Consider the following 17309-nt stretch of genomic DNA (forward strand, 5'->3'; position numbering starts at 1 on the left):
GACGGCCCGGCACCTCAAAATGGCCAGGTGACCCGAAGCGCCTTGGGCGTCCAGTAGTACTTGATGATCGAGAAGGTGTAGGGACAGCGATTGAGCAACACGTCATAGGGGCGACGTTCGACGGTCAGTTCCCAGCAGTCCTGCTTCTCCTCCAACCGGCCATCGCGGATCAGGAAGTTGCCGCGCATGCCGGCGACACTTTGCTGGCCAACGGCGCGCCAGTTTGCGACGACCGCCTCGATCATCCCTTTGCAGTTCTCAATCTCCGCCTGGGTGGGTTCGAACACCCCTTCGATGGGGGTATCCGCTGCCACCCCGCACAGCATCTTGTTGAGCGCAGCATGGGACTCGGGGGTTTCGGTCTGCCCGGTGCAGACATAGTGCAGGTATTGCACTGCCCGTAACTGGGCAGCCTCACTGACGAACTTGCGGTCCTGCACCAGCTGTACCCGTGAAAAGAGCATCGGCAGGTAGGTCTGCATGATGACGAGGCCGGCGTTGTAAACAGGGGTCATGGTGGGTTCCTTGGGGAGGGTTGGGGGATAGAGGGTGGTCCGGCGCGGCAAAGGCCTGGCCGGGGTTGCAGGGACAACGGGGGCCAGGCGCGCCAGCGCCTGGTGCAGGGGTTTGGCGGCCGGGTCAAGGCGGGCCGCCAGCGCAGGTAGCAAAGTGGCTGGTTGCAGTGCCTGCTCACGCACCAGGCGCGCCAGTACGCCACTGAGCAGCGCATCAGCTGCCAGCGCCGGCCAGTCCCGCGCCAGGGCGTGCTCCAGCACCCACAGGTAAAGGCCTCGGGTGCGCTGCCCGCGCTCGGTACCGGGCAGCTCCAGGCACTCGAGCGCCTGGTGCAGTGCCAGGGCCTGGCGCCACAGGCTTTGACGTGCCGGAGCCCATCCAGCGAGGGCATCCACCAGCATGGCGAACGGCACATGGTGCATCAGCCGCTGGGGGGCACTGGGGCTGGCGCCAATGCCGCCCAACAGTGCCGCCAGCAGGTCGCGCCGGGTATGCAGAAGGTCATGCAGCAGGCGCCCCAGGTCGAGCGCGCCGTCATGCTCCAGCCAGCCCGGCGGCTGCCCGTGCCACAGCAGATGGCGGGCGATCTCGGCCAGGCGCGGGTGCGCCAGGTAACGCCCGGCATGGTCCTGGACGAAACGCTCGGCGGGCCCGGGTTGGGCCTGGGGCATCTGCACCAGCCAGGCGTGGGCGCCGTGCCAGGGGCTATGGGCCAGGCCCGGCAAGGCCGCGTGCCAGGCCTGTAGCAGCCGGCCCAGGGGAATGTCCAGACGCTGGCTGGCACGCGCAGCCATGCGGGCCAGCAGCCGCGGGGCATCCAGGTGCAGGCTGCGGGCATCGAAGGCGACCTGCCAGAACACCTCGGTCAGTTGTTGTTGCAGCAGCGCTTCGGCGCCCAGCCAGCAACCGGCAAACAGTTTCATCCAGGTGCGCACGATGCCTTGTGCGGGGCTCAGGCCCGGCGGCAGCAGCGCCGCCGTCCAGCGTGCCACCGACAGCTGGCGTGTTTGCCGCGCCAGCCAGCACAGCGCCTGGGCGCGTTCGGGCTGGCGCTCGACCCAGGCGTCCAGGTCCAGGGCCGGGTCTTGCGCCAAGTACACCAATAACTGTCGCCCGGCTTGCCCCCCAAGGTCACTGGCCACAGGCAAAACCGCCAGCGGTGCACGCCAGCCTTCGCTGGCCACCAGGCCCCACAGCGGCTCGACCCGGCGCAAGGCCAACAGCTCACGGTGCAGCGCCACGCCATCGACCTGGGCCAGGGCGCCCAGCAGGTCGCGCACCCGTCGCCAGAAAAGCTGCGGCTGGAAACCCGCGCCCGCCCTCCCGCGCAGCCCGAGCAAGGCCTGCAACAACATGGCCGGCAGGCGCCAGGCCAGGTCGAAGCCAGCCAGGCTCGGCAGGTAGCCGCGCCGCTGACCGTCGCCCAGCTCGCCCAGGATACCCCGGCACGGGCCGAGCGCGGCCGGCTCGATCAAGGCTACCAGGCGTGGCCAGCCAGCCGCGCCAACCACCGCCATCAACCGTTCGCTCAACAGCCGGTCACTGACCTGGGCCAGCGCCGGGCTGGCCAGCAATTCGCGCAAGCCTTGCCGGGCGGTCGTGTCGACGCCCGTCAGCAGCAAGGCCAGGTGCGACTGCCAGGCCGTCGTTGCAGGAATACCTGCCCGCGCGCCACGCAGGTAGGCCAGCAAGCCGGCTTCATAGCGATGCTGTACAGGCAGCTCGCCCTGCAACTGACGCAACAGGCCCAGCAGCTCGAAGCGCTGCGGGTCGAGGTGGCTCAGCACCAGGCTGTCGACCAGTTGCGCAAGCAAAACCTGCAGGCCACAGCCAAACTGCCGGGCCAGTGCCTGCAGGGTGTCACGCACCAGTTGCCGGCGGTCGAAGCGCGACCCCCGGGCCAGCAGCAGGTAAGCCAGCAACAGCTGCCACACCGCCCGGGCGTCCCACTGGCGCAGCCGCGCACCCTGCTCGGCATGGGCCACGTGGGCCAGGATGAACAGATGGTCACGTGGTGCCAGCAGTTGTGCCAGCACGGCCAGCCCCGGTGCCTGCAAGTGGCGCAGCAGCCCTTCTCGCACCGACGCCGCAGTACCGAACCGGTACAGCAGCGCCGTCATGCGCTCAGCGTCCTGGCGTGCCAGGGCCTCGAACAGGTCGCCGTAGCGCAGGCTGCGCCCGTCCTGCCGGGCTTGCCCCTGGCCGTGCTGCAGCATCGCCTGCCAGGTGTGCCAAGGCGAGCTGCGGGCCCGCACCACAGGCTCGGCGTCACGGGGCTGCTGACGGTGCAAGGTGACGATGGCGGTAAAGAAAGTCGGCTGCACGAAACCCAGCGGACGCAGGGCCTGGACTGCGAGGTACAGCTGTTCGAGCAACACCTGCGCCGCCAGGCCATGGCGCTGAGCGGTTCGCCACAGCAGGTCGCGCACGAAGCTTGTGGTATTGAACAGGCTGCCGCGATCAACCAGCAGCCAGGCGAGGATGTCCTGCCATACCTGGTCACGGAACCCCCGCTCCCCCGAGGCCAGCAACTGCCGGCGCGCTTGCACCTCGAACAGCTGCTCGGCATGCTGGCACACCACCTCGCCATGCACCGGTTCGAGCAACTGGACGATGGCCCGCACCCGCGCCTCACCCAGTTGCCAGACGATACGCCGGCGCACCGGTTCGCTGCGCCCAAGATCGCGAAGCAGCTGGGCCAATGTATCCGCTGCGCAGGCGAGCATGTCATCGAACCCAGCGCCCACCGCAAAGCTTGAGCGCGCCGACCAAGGCAGGCTGCCGTGGCGCAGGAACCACCCCAGTCGCTCGCCCAGCACCTCGACCGGCGCCAGCCATTGCTGGCCTGCTTCGGCATCATCAGGCCCGTGCCGCCGCTCGGCCAGTGCTTGGCCCAGTGCCTGGCCCAGGCGCCTGGGCAGTTCCTGTTCGAGGGCTTCCAGGGCGATCTCGCCCAGTTGCAGTTCCAGCCTGTCGATGCGCAGGGTCCGTTGCGCCGGGCAGCAGGCGTCGAGCACTTCGTCCAGCACGGCCGGCAGCACGTCGCGGCTCCAGTGGCTGAGTCGGTCCTGTACGGCGACGGCGCCCTCCTGCTGGTCAAGGCGGCTCTGCCAGCGGCATTGGCCGATCAGGTGCTCAACGGCCATGGCCTGCCTCCATGCCCTTGTGCAGGCCCAGCAGCCTGGCCAGCACCGCGGCTTGCTCGGCGGGCCTGGCCTGCTGGTTGTGCCAGGTAACGTAGTGGCTGACCAACGCCCGCAGCGCCACTTGCGACATGTCCAGCCGGCGTACCTCGACGTGGGCCGGCCAGTGCTCGTCGAACAGCGTCTGCAGGTGGCTGGCAAAATCTGCCTGGGCCACCCGCTCGACGTAGGCCGGGAACACCAGGGTCGCACCGGGCTTGCCCTGCGCGCCTTGCAACAAGGGGTGCTCGATCAGCACCAGGCCCTTGCGCGCGTTCGCCAGCCAGTCGAGCTGGTCCAGGCAGGCCAGGTAATCCCCGGGGGTGACCCTGGCACCTGCCAGGGCAGCTACCCGCAACAGCGGCTGGGCCCCTTCGTACAGCCGGTGCCCAGTGCCCTCGGGCGACACCTTGAGGTCGCCGCCCGGCAAGCAATAGGTCCCCCCGGCATCGCCCAGCCACTGGCGAAAATCCGCGCGAGCCAACAGGCTGGACAGCTTGGCGCACAGCAGGCGCAGATGACTCGCCAGCCCCAGCAGCAGGTCGAGCTTGAGCTCGAAGGCCGAAAAATCGGCGAAATCACCCGGCGTCAGCCGGGCCTGGTCACGCAGTGCCGCTTCGTTGAGCTGGCCGTCGACCAGCGGCGGGCCGACCTTGCGTGGCGCTTGGCCGGCCCGCCGCCGTTGCCCCGGCAGCGGCAGTTGCCGGGCCTGGTAGGGGTCGAACGCCCGGGTACGGCGCGACGACAGCGTCTGGCAGTTGTCCAGCCACAGGCTCTTGACCACGCAGCGGGTGCGGGCGTCACTGCCGTACCAGTGGCTGGCCTTGATCATGGCGTCATACAGCCCGGCCTGGTCACCGTGGCGGGCCATCAGGTGGCTGAGCATGCGGTCGCGCCGCGCCTGCGCCTCGGCGTCGCTCTCCATCAGGCTGCGCAGCCCATGCTGGTAGACATTGCCTGGATGCCGACGCAGGCGCTGCCAGGCCTGATGCTCGAGCAGCCGCGCACTCTGCTGCGGGTCGGTCTGGTAGCGGAACGCCTTGGCACCGCGCAACAGGGCCATGGCATCGGGCACCTCGTACAACGGCTGGCTGTAGTATGTCGGCTGGAAGGGCGGGTAGCTCAGCCCGGGCGCTTCGGCGGCCCGTACCGGTGCCGGCGGGGCAAAGCTGAAGAGCTCGGGCACATGGGCCAGCTGGGAAAACTGGTTGGCCAGCAACTGGTCGAACACCAGCAGGTAGCCCTTGAGCTGCCGGGCACAAGCCACCCGCGGCTGGGGCGCATCCGAGCTCAGCGAATTGAGGCCGATGCCGTAGCTGTCGGGGAAGGTGTTCTGCACCGAATAGTAGTTCTCGATATCCCGGTAGCGCCCGTGGGGCAACGGCGGGCAGAGGTCTACCGTGGCCTCGACACTGCGCGCCTGGTGCGCCTCGTGCAACTGGCCCAGAAAGCGCAATGCGTCATCCTGAGCAGGCTCGCGCAATGGCTGCTGGTTGCTGTGCAGCAGCACCAGCGCGTCGTCCTGCAGGTCAGCCACCTGCGGCTCGGCAATGGCGATGATGTTCTGCCCCGCGTCACTGCCCAGAAAGACCAGCCCGCTCACCTGCCCCACACCCTCCACCGCGCGTAGCCGGGTTGCCAGTTCGAACAGGTTGATGACTGTGGTCTTGTCGGGCAACGCATCGTCGCCGGCGATCCAGCCCTGTTCGAGCGCCGGGCCGTTGAAGATTTCGTCCGCCTCCAGGCCCTGCCCGCGCAACTGCTGGTAGCCACGCCGCAGCACTGGCGCCACGGCGTATTCGCGCAGCACCTGGCGTACTGCGCTGCGTACCCGCAAGGGGTTGGCGTCGAGGGTCAGCACCAGGGTGCCGCCGAGGCGGATGGTTCGGGGCTCAAGCACCTTTGGCGTGGCAAACCACTCGCCCAGGTTGCGATGGCCGTTGAGCAGCCGATGCACCTGTTCGGCGCGCTTGTCCGGCCCGCTTCCAGGCGCCAAGGCGGCCAGTTGCAGCCAACTGAGGTAACGGCCCGTGGGCCGCGCCGCTGCACCTTCGCCCAGGAATTCAGGCCGCAGGTACAACGCCTGCACCTCGGGCATGCGGTCATGCACCAGGCGCCGGTAGTCGTCCACGGTCACCGGGGAACAGGTGAGGATCTGCCGGGGCTCGAAGAACTGTCCCTGGTAGCGGATGCGGCCATCGACGCCGGTGAGTACATCCTCGATGGGAAAGCCCGCGCAATAGCCCAGTTCGGTCAGCGCGTAGCACAGCTGCTCGAGGATGGTCACCCCGGGGTCGCTGTCGTTGTAGTTGCTCCAGGTCTGGCCCACCATCGCCTTGAGCCAGTCGATGCCCTGCGTCTTCAGGGCCGCGAAGTCCAGCGCCTCGGGCAATGGCGCGTCGACGATGTACGTGGAATGCTCAGCCATGGCTGCCCCCCGCCACACTTAGCGCATGTTGCGCGGCACTGACCAGCAGCGCGCCGGGTGCGGGTAACAACGGGTCATCGGGGCAGGGTTGCGCCTCGCCCTGACCCAACGGGGCCAGCCACAACTTCAGTAGCACGACAGCCTGTACGCCCTGGCAGCCGGCGATCACCTCGGCCAGCTCGGCCCGGTCCAGGCCCTTGGCCAGGCTCATGCGCGGCTGCGGGCCGGCGATCCAGGGTGAAAGGTACAGGCGCAGGCGCAGCTCGAGCGCTTCCAGCACGCTGGCGCTGTCGGCGCCTGTGGCCAGCACCAGCTGAGCCTCGACCTTGAGGCGCTGGTGGCTCAGGTTGTCGACGCCGATGCGGGCCATGGCACTGGCGCGGCGTTGCAGGTGTTGCTGGATCGCCAGCAAGTCGTCAGCTGCCACCTGCGGTGCGAAGGCCCCAGGTTCCTGGGCACTGGCATAGCCATTGACCAGGCCCAGGTTCACCTCGCCTGGCTGGCTGCCGGCCAGCAGCACGGCATGGTAAAGGCTTGGGCAGGCTTCATGGGCCATGTCGATGTAGTCCCGCTGGCTGCTGGCCCGGTCCTTGTGGCGCAGGCGCCGGCTGACCCGCGGGTAGAAACCTGCAGCATCGCCGAACCCGGCATCACCCTCGGCGGCGCGCCCCCCCCTGGAGGCCAATGGCTGCACCACGCCGGCCAGGCCGTCGATCTTGCGCTGCGGGGCGCTGATGCAGTTGGCGACGATGCGCGGCAGCTCGCCGGGCAACAGTGCCGAGGTGTCGGCACGCCGAAGGTTCAAGGCCTGGGCCTGCACCCAGCTCAAGCTAAGATGCTGCGCCTGGGGCGGCACGCAGAGCGCCAGCCACACGCCTGCGCCAGGCAGCAGCGGCGAAGGTGCCAGGCCTTCGGGCAGGCGCAGCCGCACGATGCCGCTGCGGTTGAAGTTGCTGGTGCCATCCTGCAGCACCTCAAGGGCGCGCCAGCCTTGCCCGCTCCAGGCGTAACCCGTGAGCCGGTCCGGCCCCGGCAAGGCACGGGCCGCCGGGTTGTACAGGGCCAGCAGCAAGGACAAGCTGCAGGGCGCCAGCACGTTATCCAGCGCCAGATACAGCCAGGTCCCGCCTGCAACTGCCGGGTAGAGCATCAGGCCCGGTGCGGCCTCGGGTACCAGGCTGGGAAAGCCGTCTGCCGGCCAGGGCTGCCCAGTGGCATAGGCCAGCGAGGGGCCAAACGCAGCGTAGTGGTAAAGCGTAGCCGGGCTGGTGTCTGCATCCCCTGGGAAGCGCGTCTGGCTGCTGGCGGTGTAGCCGACCTGAACCGCTGCCAGGGTGGGGCTCAGCGGCGGGTTGGGCAGCGGCTGCAGGGCATTGGGGTCCTTGGCCGCAGGCTGCGGCGCAGGCACCGGCCTGTGCAGCAGGCGCCGCAACCAACGGCGCAGCGCCTGTACCGCGCGGCCGATGGCCTTGCGCAGGCGCGTCAGCATGCCGTCGGGCCTGGCCTTGGCCTGGCGAATCAGCGCCTCGGCGTTGGCCTGGCTGACAGCGGCCAGCACCTGGCCGTACAGGGCGTGGCCGAAGGCTGGCGCCGGGCCTGCCAGTTGCAGGCGAACATAACCTGGCGGGCCCTGCTCCAGCCCGGGCAGCGCGCCTTGGGCCAGGGCCGGGTCCGGGTTGAAGCGCCGGCCCGCGGGCAAGGCCAGGTCGAAGGTGCTGAGCGGCCGCGCCGGGAACAACGGGGTGGATGAAGCCCCCGTACCTGCGCCGTCGAGCAGCACCTGCCAGCCGCTGGCATCACGCAGGGCCCACTCGGCCTTGAAGGCCGCGTTGTCGAACAGCGCAGGCTGAGGCGGGTCACACGCCTGTAAATAGTCGTTGTAACTTGCGTAGTAGAGGCCCAGGTCGTCGGGCAGCCCTTCCCATTGCAGGCTCAGGCCCAGGCCGGTTACGGGCTTGGCGCCCCACTCGTTGCTACCGACGTAGAAGCTCTGCCCCACCACCGGCGCCGGGCCGAACGGCTGCACGCTGCCTGCCCCCGGCAACGGCCCGGCATCGTTGGCCAGCACCTGTGCGCCAGCGCCCTCGACCTGCACCTGCACGGTCATCGAGAGCAACTGCGGCGGTGCCTGCAACGCCTGGCTGGCGCCAAGCTCGACCTTGAGCATCGGCCACGGACAGTCGATGCCATCGAGCCCGGCGCAGGCGACGATCGGCGCCGTGCTGGCGTCCAGGGCAATGCGCAGGGCCAGTTGCCCCGGCGCCGGGGCCGTGCTCGGCTCCGGCACAACACTGGCCCAGCCCTTGGCAGTACTGAGCCAGTAGCGGGTATCGTCGGCGAAGACGAATCCGTCGCCGGCAAGCCCCAGGGTGATGTCGATCAATCGGCGCCCGGCTTGCAGCAACAACATCGGTGACGCCAGGGCGAAGCCAGGGCGCAGCGTGTCGCCGCCCTCGAACGGCGCCCAGCCGGCAGCAGGCAACGTGGCCCCCAGCGAGCCGCTCATTCGTTGCCCGGCAGCAGCGGCGCTGAGCGCCAGTAGCTGGGTGACACTGGCCTGGTCGAACACCTGGGGCTGCTCGCTGACGTACAGGATGTCACTGCCATCGGCTGCCTTGCCGGCAGTGAACGCTGTACCTGCCGGCAAGGCCAGGCAACTGGCCTTGGGCGACAGTTGCAGGCACACCGGTACCTGATCGGCCTGCGCCGGCTGCGGCGCCTGCAGCAGCACCCGCCGGTAGTAGAAGTCCAGGTGCTCACGGCCCAGCCGGTTGATCTGCGCCTGCTGGCTTTCCATCAGGCGGCTGAACACCCGCAACAACGCGGTGTCCGGGTAGGGCGTCGCGGCCAGGCGGCAGCGCTCGAAGGCTTGCCCGGCGTAGTCCACCACTTGGCTGAAGACGCCGTAGACCACCTGGTAGATGCCGCGCAGCACCTGCTGAGGGCTACCCGGGCTGCGGCCATCGAAGCGTTGGCCGTGGCGCCGCCAAAGCGGGTCGAAGCGGTCGAGGTCGAGGTCCATGTCCTGCGGTGCCCGTACCTGGCCATTGGTCTGCACGCTCAAGGCCTGCTGCAGCACCAGCAGGGTCTTGAGCTGCGAGCCCAGGGTGGCTTCGATGCGGTTCTCGATAAATGCCCGCAGCACCAGCGTTTCGCTGGCCTGGCCGAGCAGGCGGTACCACAGGTCGAGCAGCACCAGCATGTTGCCGGTCAGGTTGCACAGCTGGTCACACAGGCCGACATCCAGCGGGTCGGGGGCAGACTGCAGCAAGCCGTTGCTGCTCAGCCGGCCGGGGGCGAAGGTGGTATAGAAGCTGCCCGGGTCGGCCTTGCTGATGGCGGCCATGAGGATGGCCGGGTCCTTGAGCAAAAAGCGCTGCCAGTCACCGGCGGGCTGGTTGTCCAGGTCGTAGTACTGCACCAGGCTGGCAAAGTCGGCGGCGAACGCCAGCCGGTCACGCTGGCTGCGCTCGTCGATGCAGCAACTGACCGGGTCCAGCGCCGTCACTTCAGCGCCCTCGCCAGCCCCCGCCCAGGCTCCCATCTAGTCCAGCGCCTCGAGGTTGGTGCCTTCGAGCTGCGAGAACGGGAATACGTGGTTATGCCGGGTGTTGGTGCTGCGCACCCGGTAGCCGATGTCCACCGTAACCGTGGCACCGCCCTTCTGCACCGCCACGCTGACCTGCTCCACGGCAATACGCGGCTCGCCGTTGAGCAGGGTCAGGCGTACCGATTGGACGATCTCTTCCTGCGCGGTGGCATCGATGCGGCGGAATACAAAACGGGCCAGGTCGCAGCCATAACCGGGCAACAGCGGGCGGCTGCCCACCGGCGTGCGCAGCAACAGGTCGATGGACTGGTTGATGTTGTCCACGCCAGCGCTCAGGCGCAACTGGTGGCTGGCGCTGTCGAACACCGGCGGGAATGACCAGCCGGTGCCGAGGAAGCTGCTGCCGGCCATGGTTCAGCCCCCGATCATCACGGTGAAGCAACCGAGCATGATGGTGCCGCCATGGGCCGTGGCATCGCCCATCCGCGCTGCCGGCAAGCCGCCGATCAGCACCGATGACGAGCCTTTGACGATACTGTCGGGCGGGCCGACGCAGACGCAGGTGTTGCCCACCACGGCAGCGGGCAGGCCGCCGATCAGCACGGTGGGTACTCCAGGGCCGATGATCGGCCCGCCGACATGGGGGATCGGCGGCAGGCCTGGGGTCATCAACGGGCAGGTGTGAAAATCGGTAAGACGTGCGGCAGGTGGCATAGGGGCGCTCCGTTCAGTTGATCATGACCATGGTGGCCTTGAGGGTCAGGTCCATGCCGGCCTGCAACTGCGCGCTCATGCCGCCCTTGGCGGTCAGTTGCATGTCGGCGTTGTGCTTGATGTTCAAGGCCTGCTGCTGGATGTCGCCGCCGCTGCTTTGCATGGTTATGCCGCTGGTGCCCTTGAGGTTGAGCTTGCCGTCGGCCTGCAAGGTGATGTCGCCGCCGCTCTTGAGGGTCATGCCGCTGCCGGACATCAACAGCGAGTTGCCGTTCTGGTCCTTGACCTGCACCTGCTGGTGCTGGTCGTCCAGCACCACGCTGTTGCCGCCCGGGGTCTGCACGGTGAGGATCTTGTTCTGGTCGTCGAACAACAAGCGCAGCTCGCTCTTGCTGACGATGCCCTTGAGGCTGTTCTGCTGGTCCGGGGTGAACTGGCCGAACGGCTTGCGCTTCTGGCTGTAAAGGCTGCCAAGGATCACCGGGTAGCGCGGGTCCTGGTTGAGGAAACCGAGGATCACCTCGTCGCCCACCTCCGGCAGGAAGAACGTGCCCTGGCCACTGGTCGAGTAGAAGTTCGCCATGCGCGCCCACAGGCCGCTGGCGGCCTGGTCGAACAGCGCCACCTCGACGAAGATGCGATACTCGCCGTCGGGGTCGTCGCAAATCTTGCCGACGGTGCCGTTGAACAGCCCCTGGGTACCGGGCAGCAGGCCGCTGGCGGCTGGCGCCTGAATGTCGTTATGACGCTGGGTGAAGGTTTCGGCGGCAAGGCCAATGCTGGCCTCGGTGGTCCAGTTGCCGTCGCTGACCTCGTGCACCACGGCGCTGACGAAGTGATCGCCGGCAAAACGTGCCCCAAGGCCTGCTAGGGTCAGGTAGTTGCCGGGCAGCAGCTTGGCGCTGCCCTGAAAACGCACTTCGCCGGTGATCTTGGCCAGTTCGCTGCGCAGTATCTGCGCCTTGGCCCAGCACTGCAGCTCGTCGCTGCTTTCGGTGGCCGAGGTCTGCAGGGCGTAGCTGCCCAGGCCGACTACCTTGGCCAGGGTCTGGCTGCTGAGGTTGCCGGGGCCGGCCTGGCTGGCGCTGCTCGAGGCGCTGACCAGCTGTTGGTCCTGGAAGCTCCAGGCCGTGGCGGTGACCTGGGCCAGTTGGCTGACCGCGTCGAGTTGCGCGTTGAACGCGAGGATGTCGTTGCCGTAGGTGAGCGTGAACACCGGGCTGCTGTCAGCCTGCGGGTCGAACACCTTGACCTTGCCGTTCAGGGCACTGACCAGCAGGCCGTTGGCTTCGGCGCGGGCCACCAGGAAATCCCAGTCGGTGGCGTAGTACTGCACCAGGGTCGGCAGCTTCAGCGAGGTGCTGGCGACCGAGGCTTGCAGGCCGGCCGCAGCGACTAGCTGGCTGATCACGTCGCTGTCGGCCTGGTTGCTGAAATTGGCGCTCTTGCGGCCCACGGTGAGCTTCACCGCAGGGTCCTTGCACAGCACTTGCAGCTGCGGGCCGCGCTGGTTGTCCACATGCAGCGACTGGCCTACCACGATGCCCTCGAATACCAGGCTGTTGTTGCCGTCGTAGCCCAGCGCGATGCTTACGGTATTGCCCGGCACGAAGCTGGACGAGGCGCTGATGGGAAAGCCCTCCTCGTCCGGGCTGCCATCAAGGAAGGTCAGCGTGGCGCTGGCGATGCGGTTGATGGCCTGCTCGATGCGCAGGCCATGCAGCGGGTATGTGCCGGGCATGGCATTACCATTGACCGAGATGGCGTAGCTGATCACGGCACCCGTCGAAGCGTCAGCCATTGATGGCCTCCTGGGGTTTGAGCGGCGGCACGCTGAGCACTTGCCCAGTCTTGAGCCGACGGAATTTGTCGAGTTGGTTGAAGCGCGCCACCTGGATGTAGTAGCCCGGCTCGCCATAGATGCCGGCGACGATCTGCGCCAGGCTGTCGCCATCGACCACCCGTACCTGGTGGGTCATGTCTGGGGACGACTTGTCGTCCTTGTTGGCCAGGGTCTGGGCGTCGATGTAGGAAATGAACGCCAGCGACAGGCGCGCGCGCAGCGGCGTGCCGTCGGGCTTGAACAGGGTGTAGCTGGTGCTCAGCGAGGTGAGCACGCCGCGAAAGGCCAGCCCGCCGCCCCAATTGACCGAGACATAGTTGGGCCGGTGGATGCTGCCGTTGTAGTCGTAGACCACCTTGCTCAGGTTGGCGATTTCGGTGGGCAGATCGACACGGCTGTCATCCACTACGCCGGTGCAGTCGATCACCAGCTCGAAGCTCAGGGTTTCGCTGGGGGTCTTGTTGTACTTGGCCGAGGGCGCACTGCTATCCAGCGCGGCCTCCTCGTTGTACTGCACCTGGCGCCCCCACTGCAGCTTCTCGGGGTTGAGCATGACTTCGTAGCTGCCCCCGGGCACCTTTGCGGTGTACTTCTCGTCGCTGTAGGCGACCAGCTTCATGTTGCCCATGGCTTGGCCTCCTGCTGCCGGTCAACGTTCGCCACGGCGAGCGCCGTGCTGTTCGCGCAATGCCTTGAGGCATTCCTGGACGATGCTCTGCTTCAGTTGTGCCAGGCGCTGGCCGTCCAGCGCCGGCGCTTCGCGCTCGGGGCGCGAGACGATGCTGGTATGGATTACCAGCTCGCGTATTTCCACAGGCATGCTCAGGCTCCCTTGAACAAAGAGGCGATGTCGGCGTACTGCTCGGTACGCGCGTCATCGGCCTCGAAATACTGGTAGGCCAGCTCGATGGTTTCGATCAGCAGGCGGTTGTCCTGGGCGCTGAGCTCGCTCATCGACCACTTCACCGGGTAGGCCTTGACGAAGCTCCAGCTCAGGCTCGGCCGGCCGCTGGCATCGAACAGGCTGACGCTCAGGTTCTTCACCTGCAGTGGCCGGCCCAGCCCGCCGTCGAGGGTGGTCTGGCACCACTCCACCAGCGGCGACTCGGCCGCCGCCACCCCACGCCTGAGCACCAGGTTGGGGTAGCGGGTACGCCCGGGCAGCCGGTAGCTGAAGCGGTTTTCGCCACCGCTGGCGACCTCTTCGATGGCCATTTCCTGGGACAGGCCGGACACCTCCTGGAAGGCCGCATCGACACTGCGGCCCTGCCCGGTGATGCGCACGCCGAACCAGAAGCTGGCCAGCAGGTCGCCGTCAGCTGCCATTGGTGATGATCAACTGCTCATGGGCGATCTCGATGGTGTCCACCGCCACTTCGTTGCTGTCGGACTTGAGGTCGGTGCCGGTGATCTTGGTCGGCCAGGCGTTGTTCAACTGCCATTGCATGGTTACCGCGCCGGCCTCGTCGAGCAGCTTGATCAGCACCGTGCGCCGGGCGATGGTGTTCATCTTGATCTCGTCCATCCAGGCCCAGAACGTGTTGTCGTTGACGAACACGCCGCGCTTCATGGTGACGTTGCTGTACTTGGCGATGCCCGGCATCTTGATGGTGGAGAACAACGCACTGTTGCTGTGGCGGTACTCGATCACCTGCACTTCCTTGTCCATGCCGGACACTTCCTGGAAGGCAATCCCTTTCAACTGCGTGCCGAAATCCACTTCGAAGCGAAACTTCGGAAGCGGCCAGGTCGCGCCCTGCTTGCTGCCATCATCTGCCATGACTCATCCCTTTCATGCTGAGGTTGAACGAAGGTTGCCAATGGCGGCTCCCTGGCCGCCACGCACAGGGCTCAGCCGGTCTTGGCCTGTTCCTGCTGGAAGGTAATGACGATGAACTCGGCCGGCTTGACCGTAGCCACCAGCACGGTGACCCGCATATAGCCGTTGAGCAGGTCATCGGCGGTCATGGTCGAGCCCAGGCCGACGCTGACCTGGAACGCATCGGCCGGCGCCGCACCCTGCAGGCCGCCCTGCTTCCAGATATCGGTGAGGAAGCTGGTGATCATGGCCTTCACCGCTGCCCAGGTATTGGCGGTGTTGGGCTCGAACACATAGGCCCGGGCGGCCAGCTTGATCGACTGTTCGAGGAAGGTCATGGTCCGGCGCACCGGCACGTAGCGCCAATCCTGGCTGTTGCCGTCGAGGGTGCGCGCCCCCCAGATCAGGATGCCCTGGCCGTTGAAGAAGCGGATGGCATTGACCGACTTGCCCGACACCGCGTCGATGTTGAGGTTTTCCTGCTGGGCGTCGGACAGGCGGATCGGCAGGCTGACGGCGCCGACGATGCTCATGTTGGCCGGCGCGCTCCATACCCCGTTCATATTGTCGTTGACCGTGTACACCCCGGCCATGGCGCCGCTGGGCGGAAGCACGTTGGCACATTCGAGCACGTGGTTGACGATCTGGCTGTAGACCGCGCTGGCGTTGAGCAGCGCCGCTTGCAGCTGGCTGTTGCTCATGGGGTTGGCCGGTGGTTTCTGGATCATGCCCAGCAGGGTGCCGACTGCTGCATTGGGCGCGGCTGGCGGGTTGATCAGCGCCGCCAGCTGCGTGGTGTCGCCACCGAACAGGTTGGTGAAGTCGATGTCGGCCGGCTGCATGATGGTGGTGCCGATGAACGGGTAGTAGCTGGTGCCGTACTTCAGCCCGTTGTTGCCGGTGTTGTTGCGGAAGGTCTGGATGTCCTGGGTGTACTGAATCGGGTCGGGGTTGGCGCCGCCGATGATGTCGAACACGCACAGGGTGGTGCCCATGCTCTCGGCCTGCAGCAGCATGCCCTGCATCAACGTGCCGTTGTCGGCCAACGACAGCAGGGTGGCTTCCGGGCAGATGTACAGCGTCGGCTCCGACTCGTTGAGCAGCAGGCTCAAGCCCCGCTGCAGGTCAGTCAGTTGCACGTTGGGGTTGACCAGCGGCGCGGCCGGGTCGCTGGCTGGCTTCTTGCTGGGCGGGCCGTAGGGGCCGACCGCGACGATGTAGGCGTCGCCGCCGCCGTTCTGGTAGAACAGGCGGATGCTGTTGTAGAGGTAGTAAAGGGTGTTGGGGTCGGGCAATACCGAGTAATACGTCCCGCCGATGGTCAGGTAATCGCCGGAGGTGGGCTGCTCTTTCTGTGCCACCAGGTAGTACTCGGGGCTGTACTGGCGCGCCGGGTCTGCCGGCGGCGGCGGGTTGTCCAGCATGAAGTACGCCTGGAACTCGACGAACGAAGAAATCTTCACCGCCTTGTTGTAGTAGGACTTGCCCTGGTAATCGGCCCGCGGGGTATAGCCGATGAATGCCGGAACCGCAGTGGCGACCGGCACCACCGAATTGGGGAAGGCGTTGAGCTCGTTGATGTACACACCGGGTGTTGCGTAGGTGGATGCCATGGCTCGTCCTTGACGGAGTTGAGGGAGTGGGAGTGGTGACGGGTAACGCTACAGGTAGACGTGCATCGCGCAGCGCTCAAGTTGAGTGCCGGCGCATAACTGTTGCTGCCCGGGGGTGGGCAGGCCTTTCAGGTAGCAATGCTCGACCTCGGCCTGGCCGTGGCCGGGGCTGATGCGGTCGACCAGGTCGAAGGTTTCGGTAGGCACCTGCTGCACCGTAAAGCGCCGCGCCCCGGAACTGAAATGCAGGGCCTGCTCACCACCCGGCAAGCGCACCGCGTTGGGCCCGTCGAAGCACTGGCCATCGCCGCCGACCACAGCCGGGGCCTGCAGAAGCACTTCGCTGCGGTTGACCAGGTAGTAGTCCCAACCCAGGCTGCGCACCTCGAAACGGGCCTGGTAAATGGGGGCCGGCCCCACCGCCAACAGGTGTTCAAGGCTCAGGCTAAGCAGCGCCACGGCATCGCCAGGCCCCGGCAGGCGCTCGCCAGGCACCGGGGTCAGCTGCAGGCTGCCCGGTTGCGTGGCTAGGCGCAGCGTACCCAGCCAGTCGCCTGGCAACTGGGTAATCGCCACGAACAGCGCCGGGTCGCAGCACAGCCAGAAATTCAACTCACCTTGCCGCGCCTGCTGGCCCAGGTAGTGGATGAAACCGGCGTCGGCACGCCCGGCCAGCAGGCAGAAGGCGCCCTGCTGGCGTTGCAGGCGCAGTTGGTAGCGGGCCATCAGGCGCGCGGTGTCGGCCAGCGGCACGACCTCGAACGGCTGCACGCCCCCTACCGGGAAATAGCCATGCTCAAGCGCCACGGTAAACAGCGGGGTCATGGCTGGGCAACGCCGGTGACAGCGCCCACCGCAGCCGCAGTGCCACGCACCTGCCCGGCCTGCACGGCCACATGGCGCACCTTGTAGAGCATCGACGGCAAGTAGCCGACGCCCAGTGCGGTCCACAGGTCGTGGGTTTTCTGCGAGGGAGAGTTCTCGACTTCAAACTTGAGCGCACTCAAACCTTCGGGCAGGCCGGGATAACGGCTGCGCTCGAAGGCGAGGTTGGCCTGAAAGAAGGTGACGACGAGGGTAAGTTGTTTCAGTGCCTCGACATAATCATCGAAGTTGGCACTGACCAGCATGTCCATGTTGAAGAACTGTGGCGGGTTGACCCAATTGAACTGGCCATCTTGCTGAACACTGCCGCCATAGAAACGCTTGTTGTTTTCATGCTCGAGGCTGACCAGCGTCAGCACCACTTTGTTGCGGTTTTGCTCAAGCCTGGCGGGGTCGCTGGCCGACAGCCCGTTCAATACCACACAGCCGGGCTCTATACCCAGTTGGGCACTGAGGTATTGATCAAGCACTGTTCGTATATAGACAAGCGCGACATCGATCATTAACGCCTCTCGTAGCGGCTTCCTGAATCCGCGTAAAGACTTCCCTGCCCGAAAGGCATGCGTAACAACTTGAAATACTGCGCGACAATAGCAACAACGAAAAGTTCAAACTGCAAACAAGCTAGCACAGCCATGGCGCTTTGCCATAATCCGCGCGAAAAAAATTCATATAAGTTCAGGGACGGCCGTCCCAGATAAACTGCAAAACGAATATTTACCTTTCGATATCAGCTAATTAGCCAAAAAAGTTGACCAC

13 protein-coding genes are annotated in these 17309 nt (G+C 66.5%); all 13 read right to left on the bottom strand.

The genetic code is table 11. From position 1 onward, the window contains the following. Nucleotides 1–14: 14 nt before the first annotated feature. The 13 genes from KSS94_RS21490 to KSS94_RS21550 all read right to left on the bottom strand — a co-directional run bounded on the left by KSS94_RS21490 (nt 15) and on the right by KSS94_RS21550 (nt 17053). On the bottom strand, nt 15–3662 hold the full coding sequence (locus tag KSS94_RS21490) for a contractile injection system tape measure protein (RefSeq protein WP_217840067.1): 3648 nt from the start codon (nt 3660–3662) through the stop codon (nt 15–17). Next, complete coding sequence (locus KSS94_RS21495) at nt 3652–6126, bottom strand: baseplate wedge protein (protein WP_217840068.1); 2475 nt, start codon at nt 6124–6126, stop codon at nt 3652–3654. Before KSS94_RS21495 ends, KSS94_RS21490 begins: the two co-directional genes overlap by 11 nt. Beyond that, nucleotides 6119–9670, bottom strand: a complete 3552-nt coding sequence (locus tag KSS94_RS21500) for a baseplate J/gp47 family protein (RefSeq protein WP_217840069.1) — start codon at nt 9668–9670, stop codon at nt 6119–6121. The genes KSS94_RS21495 and KSS94_RS21500 overlap by 8 nt, the downstream gene beginning before the upstream one ends. Next, nucleotides 9671–10087 carry a GPW/gp25 family protein gene (locus KSS94_RS21505; RefSeq protein WP_217840070.1) on the bottom strand — a complete coding sequence of 139 codons (417 nt, stop codon included), beginning with the start codon at nt 10085–10087 and terminating at the stop codon, nt 9671–9673. It abuts the gene before it with no gap. A 3-nt stretch (nt 10088–10090) separates the two neighbouring features. After that, nucleotides 10091–10390: a PAAR domain-containing protein gene (locus KSS94_RS21510; RefSeq protein ID WP_217840071.1), complete on the bottom strand. Its 300-nt coding sequence runs from the start codon at nt 10388–10390 to the stop codon at nt 10091–10093. Between the two features lie 13 nt (nt 10391–10403). Beyond that, nucleotides 10404–12191 carry a type VI secretion system tip protein VgrG gene (vgrG, locus tag KSS94_RS21515; protein ID WP_217840072.1) on the bottom strand — a complete coding sequence of 596 codons (1788 nt, stop codon included), beginning with the start codon at nt 12189–12191 and terminating at the stop codon, nt 10404–10406. Beyond that, nucleotides 12184–12861, bottom strand: a complete 678-nt coding sequence (locus KSS94_RS21520) for a CIS tube protein (RefSeq protein ID WP_217840073.1) — start codon at nt 12859–12861, stop codon at nt 12184–12186. The genes vgrG and KSS94_RS21520 overlap by 8 nt, the downstream gene beginning before the upstream one ends. Nucleotides 12862–12882: 21 nt before the next feature. Then, entirely contained in the window at nt 12883–13053 is a 171-nt protein-coding gene (locus tag KSS94_RS21525) for a DUF5908 family protein (protein ID WP_217840074.1), read from the bottom strand. A gap of 2 nt (nt 13054–13055) precedes the next feature. After that, entirely contained in the window at nt 13056–13559 is a 504-nt protein-coding gene (locus tag KSS94_RS21530) for a phage tail protein (protein ID WP_217840075.1), read from the bottom strand. Continuing rightward, nucleotides 13549–14013, bottom strand: coding sequence for a phage tail protein (locus tag KSS94_RS21535; RefSeq protein ID WP_217840076.1), 465 nt, complete (start codon nt 14011–14013; stop codon nt 13549–13551). The genes KSS94_RS21530 and KSS94_RS21535 overlap by 11 nt, the downstream gene beginning before the upstream one ends. A gap of 71 nt (nt 14014–14084) precedes the next feature. After that, the gene (locus KSS94_RS21540) at nt 14085–15665 is read right to left on the bottom strand and encodes a phage tail sheath family protein (RefSeq protein WP_217840077.1); all 1581 of its coding nucleotides are present in this window, start codon (nt 15663–15665) and stop codon (nt 14085–14087) included. 48 nt (nt 15666–15713) lie between these two features. Then, on the bottom strand, nt 15714–16490 hold the full coding sequence (locus KSS94_RS21545) for a hypothetical protein (RefSeq protein ID WP_217840078.1): 777 nt from the start codon (nt 16488–16490) through the stop codon (nt 15714–15716). Beyond that, nucleotides 16487–17053, bottom strand: a complete 567-nt coding sequence (locus KSS94_RS21550) for a Pvc16 family protein (RefSeq protein ID WP_217840079.1) — start codon at nt 17051–17053, stop codon at nt 16487–16489. Before KSS94_RS21550 ends, KSS94_RS21545 begins: the two co-directional genes overlap by 4 nt. Between the last annotated feature and the right edge of the window lie 256 nt (nt 17054–17309).

The sequence above is a fragment of the Pseudomonas fakonensis genome (assembly GCF_019139895.1).
GTDB classification, from domain to species: domain Bacteria; phylum Pseudomonadota; class Gammaproteobacteria; order Pseudomonadales; family Pseudomonadaceae; genus Aquipseudomonas; species Aquipseudomonas fakonensis.